Source organism: Pseudomonas kermanshahensis, from assembly GCF_014269205.2.
GTDB lineage: Bacteria > Pseudomonadota > Gammaproteobacteria > Pseudomonadales > Pseudomonadaceae > Aquipseudomonas > Aquipseudomonas kermanshahensis.
The window spans coordinates 4,603,747-4,624,048 of the sequence record NZ_JABWRY020000001.1 but is presented as its reverse complement, the minus strand read 5'-3'; the positions used below and the strand labels follow the sequence as shown (position 1 = coordinate 4,624,048).

Annotated in this window: 16 protein-coding genes and 1 tRNA gene; 8 read left to right on the top strand and 9 right to left on the bottom strand. The window is 63.7% G+C overall.

Features of this window, described 5'->3' with window-relative positions; all coding sequences use genetic code 11:
- Window positions 1–69: 69 nt before the first annotated feature.
- The gene (bglX, locus tag HU764_RS20685; protein ID WP_027594116.1) at window positions 70–2,361 is read right to left on the bottom strand and encodes a beta-glucosidase BglX; all 2,292 of its coding nucleotides are present in this window, start codon (window positions 2,359–2,361) and stop codon (window positions 70–72) included.
- A 186-nt stretch (window positions 2,362–2,547) separates the two neighbouring features.
- Between bglX and HU764_RS20680 the strand changes: the two genes are divergently transcribed.
- Entirely contained in the window at window positions 2,548–3,165 is a 618-nt protein-coding gene (locus HU764_RS20680) for a TPM domain-containing protein (RefSeq protein WP_186702534.1), read from the top strand.
- Between the two features lie 95 nt (window positions 3,166–3,260).
- Complete coding sequence (locus HU764_RS20675; protein WP_186677619.1) at window positions 3,261–4,481, top strand: class I SAM-dependent methyltransferase; 1,221 nt, start codon at window positions 3,261–3,263, stop codon at window positions 4,479–4,481.
- Between the two features lie 309 nt (window positions 4,482–4,790).
- Here the strand turns inward: HU764_RS20675 and HU764_RS20670 are convergent, their stop codons facing one another.
- Window positions 4,791–5,801: a DUF4917 family protein gene (locus tag HU764_RS20670; RefSeq protein ID WP_186702535.1), complete on the bottom strand. Its 1,011-nt coding sequence runs from the start codon at window positions 5,799–5,801 to the stop codon at window positions 4,791–4,793.
- A 134-nt stretch (window positions 5,802–5,935) separates the two neighbouring features.
- Here HU764_RS20670 and HU764_RS20665 point away from each other — a divergent pair, with 134 nt between their 5' ends.
- From HU764_RS20665 to HU764_RS20650, 4 genes are all read left to right on the top strand, one after another.
- Entirely contained in the window at window positions 5,936–6,475 is a 540-nt protein-coding gene (locus HU764_RS20665; RefSeq protein WP_186677616.1) for an RNA polymerase sigma factor, read from the top strand.
- Complete coding sequence (locus tag HU764_RS20660) at window positions 6,468–7,430, top strand: FecR family protein (RefSeq protein ID WP_186702536.1); 963 nt, start codon at window positions 6,468–6,470, stop codon at window positions 7,428–7,430. The genes HU764_RS20665 and HU764_RS20660 overlap by 8 nt, the downstream gene beginning before the upstream one ends.
- Before the next feature lie 72 nt (window positions 7,431–7,502).
- Window positions 7,503–9,884: a TonB-dependent receptor gene (locus HU764_RS20655; RefSeq protein ID WP_186677611.1), complete on the top strand. Its 2,382-nt coding sequence runs from the start codon at window positions 7,503–7,505 to the stop codon at window positions 9,882–9,884.
- 7 nt (window positions 9,885–9,891) lie between these two features.
- Window positions 9,892–11,490 carry an alpha/beta hydrolase-fold protein gene (locus HU764_RS20650; RefSeq protein WP_186702537.1) on the top strand — a complete coding sequence of 533 codons (1,599 nt, stop codon included), beginning with the start codon at window positions 9,892–9,894 and terminating at the stop codon, window positions 11,488–11,490.
- A gap of 154 nt (window positions 11,491–11,644) precedes the next feature.
- Here HU764_RS20650 and HU764_RS20645 read toward each other — a convergent pair whose 3' ends face one another.
- The 6 genes from HU764_RS20645 to HU764_RS20620 form a co-directional block, all read right to left on the bottom strand.
- On the bottom strand, window positions 11,645–13,345 hold the full coding sequence (locus HU764_RS20645) for a SulP family inorganic anion transporter (RefSeq protein ID WP_186702538.1): 1,701 nt from the start codon (window positions 13,343–13,345) through the stop codon (window positions 11,645–11,647).
- Between the two features lie 227 nt (window positions 13,346–13,572).
- Window positions 13,573–13,646: transfer RNA gene (locus HU764_RS20640), tRNA-Gly, on the bottom strand.
- Window positions 13,647–13,770: 124 nt separating this feature from the next.
- Window positions 13,771–14,655: an alpha/beta fold hydrolase gene (locus tag HU764_RS20635; protein ID WP_186677605.1), complete on the bottom strand. Its 885-nt coding sequence runs from the start codon at window positions 14,653–14,655 to the stop codon at window positions 13,771–13,773.
- Between the two features lie 496 nt (window positions 14,656–15,151).
- On the bottom strand, window positions 15,152–15,844 hold the full coding sequence (locus HU764_RS20630) for a pseudouridine synthase (protein ID WP_027594126.1): 693 nt from the start codon (window positions 15,842–15,844) through the stop codon (window positions 15,152–15,154).
- Between the two features lie 33 nt (window positions 15,845–15,877).
- Window positions 15,878–16,099: a cysteine-rich CWC family protein gene (locus HU764_RS20625; RefSeq protein ID WP_027594127.1), complete on the bottom strand. Its 222-nt coding sequence runs from the start codon at window positions 16,097–16,099 to the stop codon at window positions 15,878–15,880.
- Window positions 16,092–17,582, bottom strand: coding sequence for a sensor domain-containing diguanylate cyclase (locus tag HU764_RS20620; protein ID WP_085273583.1), 1,491 nt, complete (start codon window positions 17,580–17,582; stop codon window positions 16,092–16,094). The genes HU764_RS20625 and HU764_RS20620 overlap by 8 nt, the downstream gene beginning before the upstream one ends.
- 212 nt (window positions 17,583–17,794) lie before the next feature.
- On the opposite strand from HU764_RS20620, the gene HU764_RS20615 reads away from it, so the two are divergent.
- Window positions 17,795–18,235: a hypothetical protein gene (locus HU764_RS20615; protein ID WP_186702539.1), complete on the top strand. Its 441-nt coding sequence runs from the start codon at window positions 17,795–17,797 to the stop codon at window positions 18,233–18,235.
- Between the two features lie 137 nt (window positions 18,236–18,372).
- Here the strand turns inward: HU764_RS20615 and HU764_RS20610 are convergent, their stop codons facing one another.
- The gene (locus HU764_RS20610) at window positions 18,373–19,479 is read right to left on the bottom strand and encodes an enoyl-CoA hydratase/isomerase family protein (RefSeq protein ID WP_186702540.1); all 1,107 of its coding nucleotides are present in this window, start codon (window positions 19,477–19,479) and stop codon (window positions 18,373–18,375) included.
- 126 nt (window positions 19,480–19,605) lie between these two features.
- Here HU764_RS20610 and ung point away from each other — a divergent pair, with 126 nt between their 5' ends.
- On the top strand, window positions 19,606–20,298 hold the full coding sequence (ung, locus tag HU764_RS20605; protein WP_027594131.1) for a uracil-DNA glycosylase: 693 nt from the start codon (window positions 19,606–19,608) through the stop codon (window positions 20,296–20,298).
- Window positions 20,299–20,302 lie beyond the last annotated feature (4 nt).

Below are 20,302 nucleotides of genomic sequence, written 5' to 3'. Positions count from 1 at the left end.
CACAGGTATTGCAAAGCCCCTGTGGGAGCCGGCTTGCCGGCGATAGGGCCAGTACCGGCGTTCAACCGCTTACAACAACTCGAAACTCTTCTGCTGCACCGCCTCGGAATCCAGCCCTACCTGGACATTGAACTCCCCAGGCTCTGCAACCCGCTGCAGTTGGCCATTGTAGAACTTCAGGTCTTCCTCACTGATGCTGAAGGTCAAGGTTCGCGACTCGCCCGCCTTGAGCATCAGTTTCTGGAAGTTCTTCAGCTCTTTGACCGGGCGGCTCATGGAGGCCGAGACATCCTGCAGATACAGCTGCACCACGGTCTCGCCGTCACGCTTGCCGGTGTTCTTCACCGTGACCTTGGCCTCCAGCGTAGCGCCACGCTTGAGGTCCTTGCTCGACAGGGCCAGGCCCGACAATTCGAAGCTGCTGTAGCTCAAGCCATAACCAAACGGATACAGCGGCCCGTTGGGCTCTTCGAAGTACTGCGAGGTGTAGTTGCCGGGCTTGCCGGGTGTGAACGGCCGGCCAATACGCGTGTGGTTGTAGTACATCGGAATCTGCCCGACCGAACGCGGGAAGGTGATGGCCAGCTTGCCGGACGGGTTGTAGTCGCCGAACAGCACGTCAGCGATGGCATTGCCGCCTTCGGTGCCGCTGAACCAGGTTTCCAGCAGGGCGTCGGCCTGCTCGCGTTCCCAGGCGATCGACAGCGGGCGGCCATTCATCAGCACCAGTACCAGCGGCTTGCCGGTGGCTTTCAGGGCCTTGATCAGTTCGCGCTGGCTGGCCGGAATTTCCAGGGTGGTACGGCTCGACGACTCGTGAGACATGCCACGCGACTCGCCGACCACCGCGACCACCACGTCGGACTGCTGCGCGGCCTTGACCGCTTCATCGATCAATACCGCGGCAGGGCGCAGGTCGTTGACGATTTCCGGGGCGTCGAAGTTGAGGAAGTTCAGGTAGTCGAACATCGCCTTGTCGCCGGTGACGTTGGAACCCTTGGCGTAGACCAGCTTGGCCTTGCCTTCCACGGCGCGGCGCAGGCCTTCGCGAACGGTCACCGAATGCACCGGTTTGCCGTCGGCCGCCCAGCTGCCCATCATGTCGATGGGCGCATCGGCCAATGGGCCGACCAAGGCGATGGTACCGGCCTTCTTCAGTGGCAGGGTCTGGTTGCGGTTTTCCAGCAGGACCAGGCTGCGGCGGGCCACGTCACGCGCGGCATCGCGGTGCAGGCGGTCGTTGCCGTAGTAGTCCTTGAGGTCGGTTTCGGCTTTGCCGATCCGCACGTACGGGTCTTTGAACAGGCCCATGTCGTACTTGGCGCCAAGCACTTCGCGCACCGCCTGGTCCAGTTCGCCCTGGGTTACTTCACCGTCCTTGAGCAGCCCTGGCAGCTCTTCGCCATACAGGGTGTCGTTCATGCTCATGTCGATACCGGCCTTGATCGCCAGTTTGGCCGCTTCACGGCCGTCACGGGCAACCCCGTGGCGGATCAGTTCCTGGATGGCGCCGTGGTCACTGATGGTCACACCTTTGAAGCCCCACTCCTTGCGCAGCAGGTCGTTCATCAACCAGGTGTTGGAGGTGGCCGGCACGCCGTTGATCGAGTTCAACGCCACCATGACCCCGCCAGCACCGGCATCGAGCGCGGCGCGGTAGGGCGGCAGGTAGTCGTTGTACATTTTCGTCAGGCTCATATCGACCGTGTTGTAGTCGCGGCCGCCCTCCACCGCGCCATACAGGGCAAAGTGCTTGACGATGGCCATGATGCTGTCGGGGTTGGCCGGGCTGCTGCCCTGGAACGAGCGGACCATCACCTGGCCGATTCGCGAGGTCAGGTAGGTGTCTTCACCAAAGCCTTCACTGGTGCGGCCCCAGCGCGGGTCGCGGGCGATGTCGACCATCGGCGCGAAGGTCATGTCCAGGGCGTCGGCAGCGGCCTCGATGGCCGCAGTGCGGCCGACCTTGGCAATCGCGTCCATGTCCCAGGTCGCGGCCATGCCCAGGCCGATCGGGAAAATGGTGCGCTCGCCGTGAATAGTGTCGTAGGCGAAGAACATCGGAATCTTCAGGCGGCTGCGCATGGCGGCGTCCTGCATCGGCCGGTTCTCGGGCGCGGTGCGCGAGTTGAAGGTGCCACCGATGCGGCCTGCGGCGATTTCTTCGCGGATTTGCTCGTGGGTCATCTCCGGGCCGATGCTGATCAGGCGCAGCTGACCGATTTTTTCGGCCTCGGTCATCTGGCTGATCAGGTGATCGATGAACGCCTGCTTGTCCTGCAGGGGCGGAGCGGTAGGGGCGGCGAGGGCCGCCTGACTGACAAGGCCCATGGCCAGGCCCAGCAAAGACAGTTTCATCATCAATTCCGTTGTGGGGCCTCTGCCGTATCCACCGTGATACGCGCGCGGCCGAAGTTTTCAGGCGGCTATTGTTGTACAGTTCGGGGGCGATTCTTCCAGCGGCGGATTATGCCTGAATATGTCGGCGGCCGATGGCACCCTGAATGCCTGGACAACAACAATAAGAACGATCGAGAGACCGCTGGCATGACCCCCCTCAACGAATACGATCAACGTCAGATCGCCGAAGCCATTGCCCGTGCCGAACGGCGTACCGATGCCGAACTGGTAACGGTGCTGGCCCGCCGTGCCGACGATTACGCCTACCTGCCACTGTTCTGGGCCGCGGTGCTGGCGCTGGCCGTGCCGGGCTTGCTGCAGATGCTGCTGGGCTGGCCCGGTATCCGTGGCCTGCTGGTGGCCAACGTCGTGCTGTTCATCGGCTTGTGCCTGCTGCTGCGCCACCCGCGCCTGGCCGGCTGGCTGATCCCGCGTGCCTGGCGCCGCTGGCGGGCGTCGAGCCTGGCCCGCCAGCAGTTTCGCGAGCAGAACCTGCAGCGCACCCGCGGTGCCACGGGGGTGCTGATTTTCGTCAGCGAAGCGGAGCGGCACGTGGAAATCCTAGTCGACCAAGGGGTGGAGCAATACCTCGATGCCAGTGCCCGTGCGGCCATCGTAGGGCGCTTTGCCGAACAGGTGCGTCAGGGCCGGACCTTGCAAGGCTTTGTCGATTGCATCGACACCTGCGGTGAGTTGCTCAGTGAGCACGTGCCGCGCACCCATGCCCGCAACGAACTGCCCAACCGTTTGGTGATTCTGGACTGACAAAAGCGGGCGTATGGATTGGGGGGCCAGCCTCACACCTGTAGAATGCGTGGCATTGCGCAACGCGCTCCCCGCAACTCGAGGCACCGTTTTTCATGTCCGCCAGTCCTTCCGCTTCCACCGCGCCAGAGGCGCGCGCCCAGTTCCTTGAGCTGCTGAGCGCTGCCCTGCACGGCAATACCTTGGTCAAACTGGTGCTGGCGCGCCATGTGGGTGCCGATCAGACCCTGCAGCGGATCATCGCCAAGCCACTGCAGGTCAAGGGCCAGCCCTGCCTGTCATTGGTGTATCGCCACCAGACCCGTGACATCACCCGCAACCTGCCACTGGAGCAGGCCGAAGCGCTGGTTGCCGAGCTGCTGCCTGACAGCTTTCGCAATGCGCACCTGTTCGATGCGGACGGCGAAGTGCAGCTGACCTTCAGCAAGAAAGGCAAGCCCATGCTCCAGCGCCACGGCGCCCAGGCGCCGCGTGATGCGGCTGCGAGCAGTGGCCATGACCGGGAGAAAAAGCGTTACCTGGAGCTGTCGCGGCCCTTTTTGCGTGACCTGGGCGTGACCGATGCGCAAGGTGCGCTGATCCCGTCGATGTCGCGCAAGTGGAAGCAGATCAACAAGTTCATCGAGGTGTTCGAGCACGCCCTGGCCAGCGCGCCGCTGCCGGCCGAACAGGCCCTGCGCGTAGCCGACTTTGGCTCGGGCAAGGGTTACCTGACCTTCGCCATGCACGACTACCTGCGCAACACGCTGGGCCGCGATGCCCAGGTGACCGGCGTGGAGCTGCGCCAGGAGATGGTCGACCTGTGCAACGCCGCGGCCTCGCGCCTGGACCACCCAGGCCTTGAATTCCAGTGCGGCGATGTACGCAGCGTGGTGCCCGAAGCCATCGAGGTGATGATCGCCCTGCACGCCTGCGACATCGCCACCGACTACGCCATCCACACCGGCATCCGCTGCAACGCCGCGATCATCATGTGCTCGCCGTGCTGCCACAAACAGATCCGCCCGCAACTGCACAGCCCAGGCTTGCTACAGCCGATGCTGCAGTATGGGTTGCACCTGGGGCAGCAGGCCGAGATGCTCACTGACAGCCTGCGAGCGCTGTACCTGGAAGCCTGTGGCTATGAAACCAAGGTGTTCGAGTTCATTTCGTTGGAACACACCAACAAGAACAAGATGATTCTCGCGGTGAAGCGCAAACAGCCGGTGGATAACGCGGCGCTGCTGGAGAAGATTGCGCAACTCAAGGGGTTTTATGGGGTGCAGGAGCATTGCCTGGAGACGTTGTTGCGGGGGGATGGGTTGATTGAGGGTTGAGGGGTGGGCTTTTGTGCGCATGCCGTGAGTACTGCAGCGGCTGTAAGACCGAGCGCCGCCCGCGCGGCGCTTCGCAGCACAAGGCTGCTCCTACAATCTGTTTCGGGCCAATTATTCCTGTGGCATGGTCGCGCGGCCCCTTCGTGCCCGCCTCAATATCGAGTCGGACCAAGAAGGCGTTCGCGCGCCGCCTTCACAGGCGTGACTGGCCCGAAACAGATGTAGGAGCAGCCTTGTGCTGCGAAGCGCCGCGCGGGCGGCGCTCGGCCTCAAAGGCGCCAAAAATGTTGTGGCGAACAGATACCTAACTCAACGCCGAGCAGCCGGCACGTCGATCGCCAAGTCAGCCAACCCCAACGGGTGCGTACTCGCATCGAAAAAGTGCAGCGCAGTCGCCGGTAAATCCCCGAACCGGTCGATGAAGTGCTGCTTCTGATTGATCACCGACGCCTCCCCCAACGGCCGAATGGCAATCGACAAATGGCGAGGGTGTGCCTGTCGAACCGCCTCGACGAGGTGCTGGTCACTGCTGTCCAGATGCTGCCCGAACAGGCATAGCCCCTGGCTCTCCTGCGCCAATTGCGCCAAGCACCAGCTGAGGTAGTCCGAGTGACGAATGGCGCGCAGCTTTTCGTCGCTGCGGTCTTCATTGATGAACAAGGGCACTTCACCCGGAATGTTCACGGCAAAGCCATCGAGCAACTCGGCGCTCTCTGCGCTGCGTTGGCGGGTGGTGCCATCCGGCAGTTTCAACAGGTGCAGGCCGCCATGCAGGTGCAGCACGCGGGTGCCTTCACTGCGGGTGCGGCGTACGTCGAAAAAGCCTTGCTCATCGAACAGCTCGGCAAAACCTTTGGGGGCGTGCTGCACGGCCCAAGGCACGATCAGGTCGTAGTTGCTGGTGTAGACGTTGCGATAGCCGCGCAAGGCCTGGTTCAACATGGCCAGCGTGGCGGCTGGCATCAAAGGCCATGGCAGGTGCACCGTGCGCACGGCATGAATCAGCGCTTCCTTGATCGAGTAGTAGCGGTTCAGCGGTGCCGTGGAGTTGATGGCCAGGGCCGCGTTGACCCGCACCGTGCTGTTGAGGGCACTGAGCACGGGCTCGAACAATTCGGTGGCGAGTGACTTGAACAAGGCTTGGTCGCTGATCGCCAGGCCTTTTTTGCGGCCCGCGCGCTGCGCTTCCTCGAACAGCGAGAAATAGCCAAACGGCTTCCACAGTGCACGGCTGGCGCCGTTGCCCAGCAGCAGGGCGTCGCAAGGGTGGCGTTGGTCGAGTTCTGGCCAGGGGGTGAGGTAAGCGTCAAGTGCGGGCATGCGGGGTCCGTTGGGCGGAGCGGAAAACGGGGCGACTGTAGCATGTCATTCAAGCGCGAGGTGATTGAGGCTGGCGAGGACAAGAAGTCATGTGTGAGAATGATACGGATTCCTATTAGCGACGCTCACCTTCAATGACATCCTTTTCCACACCCTGGAGCGGCCCTGCGCCGGCCTTGCAGGCGGTCGTCGATGATCTGCTGGCCAACTACAGTGACCTGCGTCGCTACCTCAGCGGGCGCCTACGCAACCCCGACGACGCCGCTGACATCGCTCAGTCCAGCTTTGCCCAGGCCTATGCTCACGCGCTGAATGCGCCGGTACTCAATGCGCGCGCGTTGTTGTTCCAGGCGGCGCGTAACTTGTGCATCGATCAGTACCGGCGGCGCAGCACCGAGTTGACGGCGCTGGAGGACTGGCTGGTGCGCGTCGACGGCTTGAGCCCCAGCGTCGAGGACATCCTGATCGCGCGCGAGCAGTTGCAGCAACTGATTGCACTGATCGAGCGCATGCCGCGCCTGCGCCGTGAAGTGTTCGTGCGGGTGCGGCTGTATGGCCAGAGCCACCGCGAAGTGTGTGAGGCGCTGACGCTGTCGGCCAAGTCGGTGGAATTGCACATCGCCCGCGCGGTGTTCGACCTCTCCGAACTGCGCCTGGCCAGCCGCCATGGCTGACCCGGTTGCCGCACGCAAGGTGCAACAGGCCTTGGTCTACCTCGCGGCGATGCATGGCGACGACCCCACGCGTGTGCGCGAAGCCAGCGGCCAGGCGCTGCGCTGGCGGCGTAAGAGCGACGAACATGAGCGCGCCTGGCTTGAGGCCGAGCAGCGCTGGCAACTGGTGCATCGCCTGGCGCCGCAATTGCGCGGTGCCCTTCAGCCGCAGCCGCATGACCCGAGCCGTCGGCGCCTGCTGCGCCAGGGCGGCGCGTTGGCGGTACTGCTGGCGGCAGGTGGCTGGCTGGGCTGGATGTGGCAGCGCACCGGCGCATTCCAGCAAGACCTGCAGACCGCGCACGGCGAACAGCCCCGCAGCCTGGCCTTGCCCGATGGCAGCCAACTGCTGGTGGCGGCCGAGAGCAACCTGCGTATCCGCTTCGACCATGGCCAGCGCCAGGTGATGCTGCTGCACGGCAATGTCTTCTTCGACGTCGCCCATGAGCACTGGAGGCCCTTCCATATCAGCACCCGTGTGGGCAGTGTGCAGGTGCTGGGCACCGCCTTCACGGTCAGCGACCGGGGTGACCGGGTGTTCGTGGCGGTGGCCCGCGGCCGGGTTCAGGTGCGTGACCTGCACGGTGGCGAGCGCACCCTTGGCGCTGGCGAACGCGTCTGCATTGATGGTCAGGGGCGCCTGAGCAACCTGCATGCGCAGGGGCAGCTCGGCCCGGACGTCGACCATTGGCAACGCGGTTGGTGGTCTTACACCGACCAGTCGCTGCGTGAAGTGATCGGCGAGCTCAATGCCTATCTGCCGCGGCCCGTGCTGCTGGCGCCGGAAGTCGCCGAACTGAAGCTGACCGGCAGCTTCCCCATCGACCAGCCGCAGAAACTGCTGGATGCGTTGCCACGCATTCTGCCGGTGCGCCTGAGCGAACGGCAGGGCAGGGTGGAACTGTTGGCGCGCTGAAAAAAGTTTTGAGGGGTAAGCCACTGGAGCGGCGTCATCAACGGTGAACCCCTCCAAGAGCAAGGACCCTTCATGTCGTTCGCCTCCACCCGTTTATCCGTGCCACTGCGCCACCTGGCCCTGGCCTGTGCCTTGGGCAGCCTGTTGTCGCCGGGCATGGCCCTGGCTGACAGCCAGCCACTGGCCCTGGATTTTCCGAGCCAATCGCTGGAAACCACGGTGCACGCGCTTGCCCGCCAGTCCGGTGTGGCCATTGCCGCTGACAGCCGGGTACTCGCGGGCCGTACTGCGCCAGCCCTGCATGGGCGCTTCAGCGTGCTGCAAGCCTTGCAGCAGTTGCTGATCGGCACCGACCTGGTGGCCGAGGAGCACAACGGCGTGGTGACCCTGCGCAGCACCGCCGAGGACGGCGCCTTGACCCTCGGCGCCACCAACGTCAACGCCGCCGGTTTCAACAGTGAACTGCCCGAGGCCTACAGCGGCGGCCAGGTGGCGCGCGGTGCACGGCTTGGCATGCTGGGCAATCGCGACATCATGGACACGCCGTTCAACATCACCGCCTACACCGCCAAGACCATCGCCGACCAGCAGAGCGGCACGGTTGGCGCCGTGCTGCGCAATGACCCGTCGATCCGCTTCAGCACCGGCGAAGGCCATGCCTACGAGAACTTCATGATCCGTGGCTACGGCCTGGAATCCTCGGAGCTGGCGGTAAATGGCTTGTACGGCCTGGCGCCGGATGGCCATGTGCCGACCGAATTCCTCGAACGGGTCGAAGTGCTTAAAGGCCCAAGCGCATTGCTCAGCGGCATGGCGCCCAATGGCGGGGTGGGCGGCAATGTCAACCTGGTACCCAAGCGTGCCGGCGATGCTCCACTGACCCGGCTGACCACAAGCTACGTTTCCGACGGCTACTTTGCCCAGCACATCGACGTGGCCCGACGCTTTGCGGATGGGCGCTTGGGTGTCCGCTTCAATGGGGTGTATGGCAGTGGCGACATGGGCGTCGACGAACAGTCGAAGGACCGCACGCTGGCCGCCCTGGCGCTGGATTACCGAGGTGACGACTTCAAGCTCGAATTGGATGCCTACGAGACCCATGAGAAACTCGACAACGGCAGCCCGATGATGGCGGGCTTCAGCGAGCTGGGATACGTGACCAAGGCGCCCAAGCCCGATACCAACGTGCTGGAAGGCATCTATGCCAAACAAGTCAGCAAGGCAGTGGTGCTGCGTGGCGAGTACCAGCTCAACGACGACTGGACGGCATTTGCCAGTGTGGGTGGGGCGCGCACGTACTACGACGGCTTCCTGAACGGCACCCGCATCCGAGTACAGGCGGCCGATGGCAGCGCCAAGGGGCAGACATACAACCAGGCCGGCTACACCCACAGCCTGGCCAGCGAGGCCGGCCTGCGTGGAAACTTCATGACGGGGCCGGTCACCCACCAGCTGGTGTTGACGACGTCGCTGCTGCACCAGGACATCGGCCGAGCGCCCACGGTCACCGGCGCCACCTACGACACCAACCTCTATCGCCCGGTCAAAGGGGTGATTGCCGGTGATCACGGCTCGAACGACAAGACCGGCGACAATACCTTGTCCAGCTTCGCCCTGGCCGACACCCTCGGTTTCTTCGACGAGCGTGTGTTGCTGACCCTGGGTGCGCGTGCCCAGCGGGTTCGGCAGAAGATGAGCAAACCAACGGCCTATGACGAACGCAAACTGACCCCGGCCTTTGGCATCGTGGTCAAGCCTTGGGATGCGCCGGTGTCGCTGTACGCCAACTACATCGAAGGCCTGACCCAAGGTGGCACGGTGACCGAGGTGGGGGCCCTGAACAAGGACGAGCAATTTGCGCCGTACGTGGCCAAGCAGATGGAAGCGGGCGTGAAGTGGGACCTGGGCACGTTCAGCCATACCCTGGCAGTGTTCCAGATCGAGAAACCCAGCATGGTCAAGAACACCCGCGGCGACACCTTCTGGTACACCGATGATGGCGAGCAGCGCAACCGTGGCGTGGAATGGAACATGTTCGGTGAAGCCGCCCCTGGCGTACGCCTGCTGGGCGGGGTGACCTACACCCGCGCCGAACTGAGCAAGACGGCCAACGGTACCCTGGATGGCAACACCGCCCGCGGTGTACCGGCCTGGTCGGCCAACCTCGGCGCCGAGTGGGACCTGCCCTGGGTCGATGGCCTGACCCTGACGGCACTGGGCATTCACAGCAGCTCGCAGTACCTGGACGACGAGAACACGCTGAAAATCCCACAATGGACGCGCTACGACCTGGGCGCTCGCTACGCCACCCGCGTGCTGAGCAAGGACGTGACCCTGCGCGCCAGCCTGGAGAACGTCGAGAATCGTGCCTACTGGGCGGGGGTGTTCAACCCGGGGTATGCCACCGTCAGCGAACCGCGCACCTTGAAGCTGTCCGCCAGCGTCGACTTCTGAGGTGCGCATGAACCGCATCTCTCTCATCCGTTGCGCCTTGCTGCTGGCGTTGACCAGCGCCGTGGCGCAGGCTGCAAGCGAAGCCACGCTGCAGCCCGGTCAGGCTGTCAACGGCCAGGCCATGTCCGCAGGCAGCACGGTCTGGCACGTTGGGCTCAAGGCGGGCGACCTGGTGCGCGGCCGGGTCGACGGCGACGTCAGCCTGCGCCTGCTGGACCCGCAGGGCAGGCCCTTGCGCCTGTTGATCGACGGCCAGGACCAGCCGCGCGCGTTCATCTTTGTCGCCGACAGCCCGGGGGCATACGGCTTGCGTGCAGAGCCACTGGACGGGCGCCCGGGCGCCCCTTTCAGCCTGCGCCTGGAGCAGGTACTGGCGCGTGCCGAGCAGCAGCAAAGCCCACCACGGCTGGCCAGCCCGGCCCTGGCCGAGTTGGCCGGGCAGCTTGCCCAGGGCGGTGATACCGAGGCGTTCTGGAACGCGCGAAAGGCCCAGGGCACGCCACTGGTCGAGCGGCTACCGGGCCAGCCGCAGCAGCGCCTGGTGACGTTTCTGTGGCGCGGCGCCCAGCACAATGTGCGGATGTTCGGCGCGCCTTCGGGCCGTCACGAAGCGCTGCAACGGCTTGGCACCAGCGATGTCTGGTACGCCAGTTTCGAGGTCCCGGCCAGCACCCGGCTCAGCTACCAAATGGCGCCTGATGTGCCACCGTCGGATGACCGCCGGGTGATTCTTGCCACCACGCGCCGCGACCCGCTCAACCCTGCCACCTTCGCCGACAGCAGCGGTGATGCCTGGCTGTCGCGTTCACGCCTGGAATTACCGGATGCGCCGCCGCAACCCTGGGTAGCCGAGCGGCCGGGTATCGCCCGTGGCACGCTCGAACGCAAGCGCCTGGCCAGCGACGAGCTGGGCAACACGCGCGATGTCTACCTGTACCGACCGGCTGGCTGGCGCCCGGGTGCTGCAGGCCAGGCCTTGCTGGTGCTGTTCGATGCCCACGCCTATACCCGCCAAGTGCCTACGCCGACCCTTCTCGACAACCTGATCGCCGATGGCCTGATCCCGCCCACGGCAGCCATCATCATCGCCAACCCCAGCGACCTCAGCCGCCAGCAGGAGCTGCCACCCAACCCACGGTTCGCCCGCTTCATGGCTGAAGACCTGATGCCCTGGGCGCGACAACACGGCTTGAGTGCACCCGCGGCCCGTACGGTCATCGCCGGCTCCAGCTACGGGGGGCTGGCCGCGTCCTACCTGGGCCTGATGCACCCTGAGCTGTTCGGCAATGTGCTGAGCCTGTCGGGGTCGTACTGGTGGGCCAAGGACGGGGAAGAGCCAGGCTGGCTGACCCGTGAGTACGTCAAGGCAACCCCCAAGCCGCTGCGTTTTTACCTGCAATCGGGGCTGTTCGAAGGCCCGACGATTCTGGATACCAACCGCCACCTGCGCGATGTGTTGCGTGCCAAGGGCTATGCGGTGGAAGCGGTGGAGTACCCCGCGGGGCATGATTACCTGCAATGGCGCGGGTCACTGCCGTGTGGCCTGGTGAGCCTGATCGGCAGGCCGGGTGAGGCCAGTTCCCAGGCGTGCGCTGAATACCGTTGATGCCCTGCATCCCCTGTAGGAGCAGCCTTGTGCTGCGAAGAGGCCAGCGCTAACAGCGAAGGGTATGTGTTGTCACTGGCCTCTTCGCAGCACAAGGCTGCTCCTACAGTAGAGGGTGATTGGCCTGGATTCAGCGTAAGCACGTTGACGCGTTTTACTCCGGCGTTGACACGTGGCGACTCCTGTTCCGCCATACCCGATACGCGCGGATCCCGGCGCGTACCGAGCCGAACAGCAGTTTGTCTTCCATCTCCCGTGCCATCCCTGAGCGCACCAGCATGCGCAGGAAGGTGCCGCGGGCGCGGGCGATGGCGAAGAAGATGCCTTGGGCAGCCAGGGTGTCGCGGACTTCGCGCAGCGCGGCAATGCCGCTGACGTCGATGCTGGTCACCGCTTCGGCATCGAACAGCACGACCTTGGGCTGGGCCTGGCTCTGCACGGCTTCCAGCAGGCGCATCTTGAAGTAGTCGGCGTTGAAGAACAGGATCGCGTCGTCGAAGCGGTACACCACCAACCCCGGTACGGTGCGGGCGTCCTTGAATTTGCGGATGTCGACTTGGCCCTCGGTGCCCGGCAGCCAGCCCAGCACTGCGTCGGTGGGCTGGTAGATGCTGTACAGCAGGCGCAGGATCGCCAGGGTCACGGCAAACACGATACCCGGCAGCACGCCCAGGCCCAGCACGCCGACCGTGGTCAGCAGGCAGAGCCAGAACTCGAAGCGGCTCAGGCGCCGGATGCTCTTCAACGACTTGATGTCGATCAGCCCCCAGCCCGCCATCAGCAACACGGCCCCCAGCGCCGCCTGGGGGATCCAAGCCATAGGGGCGGTGAAGAACAGCAGGATCAGGGCGATCACCAGCGCAGCGATGATGCCGACCAGTTGGCTCTTGCCGCCGACCATGTCGTTGACTGCGGTACGCGAGTCGGCGCCACTGATGGCAAAGCCTTGGGACATCCCGGCCGCCAGGTTGCTCACCCCGAGTGCCACGAATTCATGGTTGGCGTTGATGGCGTAGCCATGGCGTGCGGCAAAACTGCGCGCTGTGAGCATGGCGCTGCAGAAACTGACGGTGGCAATACCCAGGGCGTCGCGCAGCAGGCTTTTCATTTCTGCCAGGTTGCTCTGTGGCCAAGCCAGTTGCGGCATGCCGGCCGGTACCGGGCCGAGGATGGCGACACCGAAGCGGTCCAGGCCGAACAGGCCTACCACAACCGTGAACAGCGCCACCGCCACCAGCGCCGCCGGTAGCCGTGGGTAGCGCCGCGGTAGCCAGATCAGCAGCGCCAGCGCGGACAGGCCGATGGCCAGGGTCACCCCATGAATCTCGCCCAGGCGCTGGAGGAAGTTGACCAGGCTCAGGATGAACCCATCGCCCTCGATCTTGAACCCGACCACCTTGGACAACTGCCCGGCGATCAGGCTCAGGCCAATGCCATTGAGGTAGCCGATCAGGATCGGCCGTGAGAAGAAGCTGGCGATGAACCCGGCCCTGGCCAGGCCCGCCCCGATCAGCATCACGCCCACCAGCACGGTGACAATTACCGACAGCTCGGCAATACGCTGCGGGTCGCCCAGCGCCAACGGTGCCACGGCCCCGGCGATCATCGCGCAGGTGGCGGCATCCGGGCCGACCATCAGCTGACGCGAGCTGCCGATCAGCGCATACACCATCATCGGCAGCACGCAGGCATACAGGCCATATTGCGGCGGCAGGCCGACGATTTGTGCGTAAGCGATGGCGATGGGGATCTGGATAGCCGCCACCGAAAGCCCAGCCTGCAGGTCGGCATGAAACCACTCACGGCGGTAGTGCAACAGGTTGGCGAGGCCAGGTAGCCAGCGGGACAGAAACATGCGCGGTCCTTTCGAAATGTTTCACGAATCCCTCAAGCATATGCGCTTCAAGCCGTTTCGCTTGCAAGCGGATTCGCCGGCCGCGCATTCAAGCGCAACGGCTGGGAAGTGGCCATGGGCCAGATCAACAAAAGGGGCATGAAAACGAATAGGCAGAAACGAAAAAAGGAGCCGAGGCTCCTTTTGACAGCGATGACGTTACTGGAACGCCATGCGGGAATGCGAGGTGGAGCGGGTAGAGGGAATCGAACCCTCAACTAAAGCTTGGGAAGCTTTCGTTTTGCCACTAAACTATACCCGCGTCTGCGTTCGACTTTTTACCAGAACCCTCATTGAATTAGAAGCCCAAGTTATAAAAAGGGCTATAAAAAAGCTTGTCGGCGACCCATAGCCTGCGGGTAATGGGCTACAGGACGCCGAGGCGCTCAGATGGCCAGTGCATGCTGCCCCTGTACGTGCTGGTAGCGTTGACGTGGCTCACGCACGGTCGGCTTGAGGAAGCCGAGCAGCGCACTGCGGGTGTCTTCGCAGGCCGCCTTGGTCTCCATGTCGAGGAAGTGCCCAGCATCGCGAATCACGCTGAAGTGGCTCTTGCCCACATGGCGACCAAACTCGCGTGCATCTTCAGCCGTGGTGTACTCATCGCGGTCGCCGTTGATGAACAGCACCGGGATATCGATGTTGCGCGCACCACTCAATGCCCGTTCCAAGTCATGTTGCAGCACTTCGTTGATGTGGAAGTGCATCTGCGCGTACTCGTGGCTGTCCAGGCTGCTCACGTGGCGATAGTTGAAGCGCTTGAACAGCGACGGCAGGTGCTTGCCGATGGTGTCGTTGACCAGATTGCCGACCTGGTAGCGATCACAGGCGGCCAGGTACTGGCAGCCACGGTCGAGGTAGTCGCGCATCGGCTCGTTGATCACCGGCGAGAACGAGCTGACCACGGCCTTCTTCACTCGCCGCGGCTGGTGCGCCAGCGCCAGCAGCGTGCTCGCACCGCCCCACGAAAACGACATCACGTGATCGGCCTGGAAGTGCTCGATCAGCTCAAGGAGGATATGCGCCTCGGTCTCCTTGGTGATCAGCCGTTCCTGGCGGTTGTGCGGTTTGGATTTGCCGGCGTACGGCTGGTCGAACAGCACGACGTTGAATTGTGGGTGCAGGTTCCGCACTGTCTGGGCGAACGAGGCCGTGGTGGCCAGCGAACCGTTGATCAAAATGATCGTCTTCTCGGCTTCATCCGCGCGATGGAACTCCGTGTAAACCCGATACTGACCTTGGATATCAAGTACAGCGATTTCTGGCCTCATGTCATCGACTCCTGGCGCAAAAAGGGTATTCGCGTCACCTAGGGTGCACGTTCTTTATGACAGGTAGGCATTTGCCTTGAAGAGTAACCGCGGGCCCTGTGTCGATCCTTGGCACACATGTCGACGGTATTGTTTTTGGCGGGCAATTTGCCGTGCCCCAAGGCATCTAGGCGTTGGGTGGCCGGCAAAAAGGTGTCTTCGACTGCGGGCGTGACTAATGAGTCACATGCAGACTGACGATTTGGATTCAAGCAGTGGGCTGGGGATCCTGCAAGTGCCGTTTGGGGAAAAATGTGACTTGGGCCGCCGGGCGGTCGTGTGACACTGCCAGTGTTGCCTTTTCTGGCCTCTTCGCGGGCAAGCCCGCTCCCACAAGATCTCCACAGCGCTGGAAGCCTGTGCAGTACCTGTGGCTCCCACAGGACTCCACAGCTTTGGAAGCTTGTGCAGTACCTGTGGGAGCGGGCTTGCCCGCGAAGAGGCCAGTGCAAATACCCTAGACCGAGGCGATTTCCTCGGTCGTCAACGCCCTGAATGCCCCCGGTGCCAACGCCGGATCCAGGCGAATCGCGCCCATGCTTTCGCGGTGCAGCCCCACCACCTTGTTGTCGAAATGGCCAAACATGCGTTTGACCTGGTGGTACCGCCCCTCGACGATTGCCAACCGAGCCTGGCGGGGGCCCAGAATGTCGAGTTGGGCGGGCAGGGTGGTAAGGTTTTCGAAGGCGAAATACAGGCCTTCGTGGAACTTGGCAGCATAATGCTCGCCAATCTCGTCCTCGGTCTCGACCAGGTAATGCTTGGGCAGTTTGGTCGTTGGTTGGGTCAGGCGACGCGACCATTGGCCGTCGTTGGTCAGGATCAGCAGGCCGGTGGTGTTGAAGTCCAGGCGCCCGGCGATGTGCAGGTCGTCGCGCAGTTCGGCGGGCAGCAACTCGAGGACCGTGGGGTGTTGTGGGTCCTGGGTGGCGCTGACGCACCCGGTCGGCTTGTTGAGCATCAGGTAGCGCGCCGGCCGCCCGGCCTGCAGCAGTTGCTCATCCACTTCGACGCGGCTGAACTCACGCACGTCCGTCAACGGGTCGACCGCCACTTGGCCATCGACCCGCACGCGGCGCTGCACCAGCAGCAGACGAACGTGCTGTCGGTTGTAGCAGGGCAAGTTGGCAAGAAAACGGTCGAGGCGCATGGCGAAGGGGGCTGAAGTTAAAAGCCGCGCAGTCTAGCGCTTTGTGCCGGGCGGCGCTGCCTGCAGTTGCGCTTCGACCGCTGCGCAGCGCGGGCACAGGCAGGCCTTGTCACGCAACTCGGCGGGCAGGGCCTGGAGCACGGCGGGGTCGATGGTCACGCTGTAGCACCAACAGGCCTGCGTGGCGCTGCGGGGGTCGGCCAGGCTGCACTGGTTGAGGGCGCCGCAGGCGGGGCAGTGCTGGCTGTCATTCATGGTCGGGTCCGGAAACTTCGCTGCAGACGCGGTTGCGGCCGGCCTGCTTGGCACGATAGAGCGCACGGTCGGCGCGGGTCAGCAGGGCATGCAAGGTATCGCCCGGTTGCAGGCTGCTCAGGCCGATGCTGGTGGTCAGGCGCAACGGTCGGTCGTCGTAGCTGAAGGTCAGCTGTTCGGTGCGGCGGCGGATTTTTTCCGCCACTTCCACCGCTTGCCGGCCTTCTGCCTCTCGCAGCAGCACGATGAATTCCTCACCGCCCCAGCGGCAGAGTATATCCGACTGGCGCAGGCTGCCCTGCAGCACATTGGCGAACTGGCGCAGCACTTCGTCGCCGGCCAGGTGGCCATGGGTGTCGTTGAGCACCTTGAAGTGGTCAAGGTCGATCAACAAGGCCACCAGCGGGCCGCTGTCGCGCTGGGCCTCATGCAGGGCCTGGGCGGCCAGGAGGTCGAAGCTGCGCCGGTTGGGCAGGCCGGTGAGGCTGTCGAGGGTGGCCAGTGCCTCGGTGCTGGCCTGGTGGCGCTTGACCATCGCATGCACCAGTAACAGCACCACCAGGGTGATCATCGCGCAGATTGCCAGGTTCAGGTACAGCGAGTGGCGGATGCGGTCCAGGGTACCGGTTTCGCGCTTGTCCACCAGCAGGTACCAGTCCAGCTCGGGCAGGTGCCGCACATTGAGAAAGTGGCTGTGGTTGTCGCTGTCGCGGTATTCGTGGCTGCCTTCGCCAGGTACCGGTTGCTGTGCCAGCAGGTCGCTCAGCTCGGGGTTGTCGCTCAGCGGCTGGCCGACGCGCAAGCCGTGGGGGCCACCTTCGGAGCCGGTCAGCAGGACCTTGCCCTTGGCATCGGTGAACAGCACCGAGCGCTGGTAGCGGCGCTGGTACTCGTCGATCAGCTTGACCACCGACGACACACTCAAGCCCACCCCGGCCGCGCCGATGAAGCGGTGTTGGTAGTCCAGCACCTGGTAGTTGATGAACACTGTCAGGCTGTCCTGGTTGGCCATGTCCAGGTCGACGTTGATCTCATAGGGCGCCTTGAGGTCGCGCAGGCGAAAGTACCAGGCATCGCGCCAGCTGCCGGGCGTGATCTGCTTGAGTACGCCCTTGGCCTGGTAGTAGGTAAGGCTGCGGTCGGAGACGAAGAATGAGGTGAAGATGTCCTGCTTGCCCATGATCTCGCCCAGGTAGCGGGTGATGCGCTGGGTGTCCTGCTCACCGGACAGTACCCAGTCCCGCAAGAAGGTGTCCTGGGCCATCATCGAGGCGATCAGCACAGGGCGGATCAGGTCTTTCTGGATTTCCGAATAGACCGTGTCGGAGGTCAGTGGCAATTCGGTATTCACGATGCCATCGCGAATGGCACTGCGTGAGGCGAAGTAGCTGAGCAGGGAAGTGGCGAGAAAGCCGCTGGCCAGCAGCATCAGCAGGGTGACGATCAGCGAACGCTGCGAAAACAGAGCGGAACGTGCAGGCATGATCTTCCCGTGATGTGTGCCAAGGCGGTCATTCTAGTGAGATGACCGGTAAATGACTGCAAGTTTTTCAGGGTTATCGCACCTGTTTCAAATTATTGCAAAAATGGCACTGCACCTCGGTATGGCGGTCTTATTCGGTGTCGATGAACGCGTTTTGCATCGACGCTCGCCAGCGCCGCTGTTCGGGCACTCCAGCGGTCCAGGAGGCCGCCATGTCCTATCGAATACTGTTGATCGCCCTGTTGGGTCTGATGACGTCTGCCTGCGCCCCTTACTACGGCGGCGGGGGCTACTACCGATCGGATTACTACGCCACCGACCGTTATGTGTCGCCGGGGTATTACCGATACGACCGCTACTATGTAACGCCGCAGCCGCGTTACTACTACCAGCCTGCTCCACGTTATTACCGCCCGGCGCCGGTGCCGCAGTACAGGCCCCACCCGCAGCCAGGCATGAACCAGTGGCATGGCAACCCGCGGTATGACTACGGCAATCGCCAGCGCTATGACTATGGGCGTGACCGTGATCGCCATGACTATCGTGATGGCAGCCAGCGGTATCAGAATGATCGTTGGCATTCCAATGGGCGAGGGGACCGTGACCGCAGGCCAGATGGCGGCCGGGGGCAGGGCCGCAACTGGCAGCGGTGATGAATTGGGGCCGCTGTGCGGCCCAATCGCCGGCAAGCCGACTCCCACCCGTACTGTATAGCCTCCAAGGCTAGCGCCGCACCTGTGGGAGCCGGCTTGCCGGCGATTGGGGTGCGCAGCGGCCCGGTTGCAGATAATCAATCCAAATCCGCCAGTGGATGGCGCCCCTCCCAGACCTTGGTAAAATGCGCCTCGACCACCGCCGCTGGTACCTGCGCCACATCCGGCCAGTGCCAGCGCGGCTGATTGTCTTTGTCCAGCAGGCGCGCGCGCACCCCTTCGCTGAATTCCGGATGACGGCAGCAATTCAGGCTCATGCCGTACTCCATCTGGAATACCTGCGCCAATGACAGGTGCCGGGCCCGGCGGATCTGTTCCCACACCAAGTGCGCGGTCAACGGGCAGCCCTCATGCAGGCGTCCACCCGCTTCGGCCAGCAGAGGGTCGTTGTGATATTTCAGGCCTTGCAGCGCATGCCACGCGCCGGCGGGGTCGGCGACATCAAGCAGCTCATCGATCACTTGGCGCCGGGGCAGCCATTGTGCCTCGGGTAGCTCCTCGCAGGCGCGATGCTGCTCAGCCTTGAGCAGGCTGTTGAGCTGCAACTCGGTCTGCTCCTGCCAGTTCAGCTGCAACAACTCTTCGATCAGCTCCTCCTGCTGGTGCTCGCCGAAGCAACGATCGGCGAGCCCCAGGTCGAGGGCATCGCGGGCATTGATCGGGGCACCGGTCAGCCCCAGGAACAGCCCCAACTTGCCCGGCAGGCGGGCGAGGAACCAGCTGGCCCCGACGTCGGGGTAGAGGCCGATGCTGATCTCTGGCATCGCCAGCCGGCTGCTGGGCGTGACGATGCGCACATTGGCGCCTTGCAGCAGCCCCATGCCGCCACCCAGCACATGCCCGTGCCCCCAGCACAGCAGCGGCTTGGGGTAGGTGTGCAGCAGGTAATCGAGGCGATACTCGGCCGCGAAGAAGGTGGCGGCCAGCGGCGGCACGCTGCCCGGGTGATCGCGGCAAGCCTGGGCCAGCGCCCTGACGTCGCCCCCGGCACAGAACGCCTTGGCGCCATTGCCTCGCAGCAGCACGCAGACCACACCAGGGTCGCGGGCCCAGGCGTGCAACTGCTCGCCGAGCACTTCGATCATTCTCAGGTTCAGCGCATTGAGCGCCTTGGGTGCATCCAGGGTGGCGATGCCGATACAGGCGCCATCGGCACCGGTGAGTACCTCGCAATGAATAGACATGGACTACCTCTCGCAGGTCATCGCACAAGTATGGCCTGCCTGCGCGATCATGCCGGTCGTCGGTCGGATCGTTTGACAAGCGGAGGAGGCTTACCTAGTGTCGCGCCATTGTTTACGGATGGCCCCATGACTGACGACGATCGCATCAAACTCGAACCCAGCTGGAAAGCCGCATTGCGCGACGAATTCGACCAGCCCTACATGCATCAGCTGCGCGAATTCCTGCGCCAGGAGCACGCGGCCGGCAAAGAGATCTACCCCCCAGGCCCGCTGATCTTCAATGCCCTTAACTCGACGCCGTTGCAGCAGGTCAAGGTGGTGATCCTCGGCCAGGACCCGTATCACGGCCCAGGCCAGGCCCATGGCCTGTGCTTCTCGGTGCAGCCGGGCATCGCCACGCCGCCGTCGCTGGTCAATATCTACAAAGAGCTGCAGCGCGACCTGAACATTCCGATCGCCAGCCACGGCTACCTGCAGAGCTGGGCCGAGCAAGGCGTGCTGCTGCTCAACACGACCATGACCGTGGAACGCGCCAATGCGGCTTCACATGCCAAGAAGGGCTGGGAGTTCTTTACCGACCGGGTCATCCAGGTGGTCAGCGAGCAGTGCCCGAACGTGGTGTTTCTGCTGTGGGGCGCGCATGCCCAGGGCAAGCAAAAGCTGATCGATGGCACCAAGCACCTGGTGCTGAAGTCGGTGCATCCGTCGCCCTTGTCGGCGTATCGAGGCTTCCTCGGTTGCGGGCACTTCAGCCGGGCCAACAGCTTCCTCGAACAGCGTGGGTTGGCACCGATCAACTGGGCCTTGCCGCCGCTTTGATGGC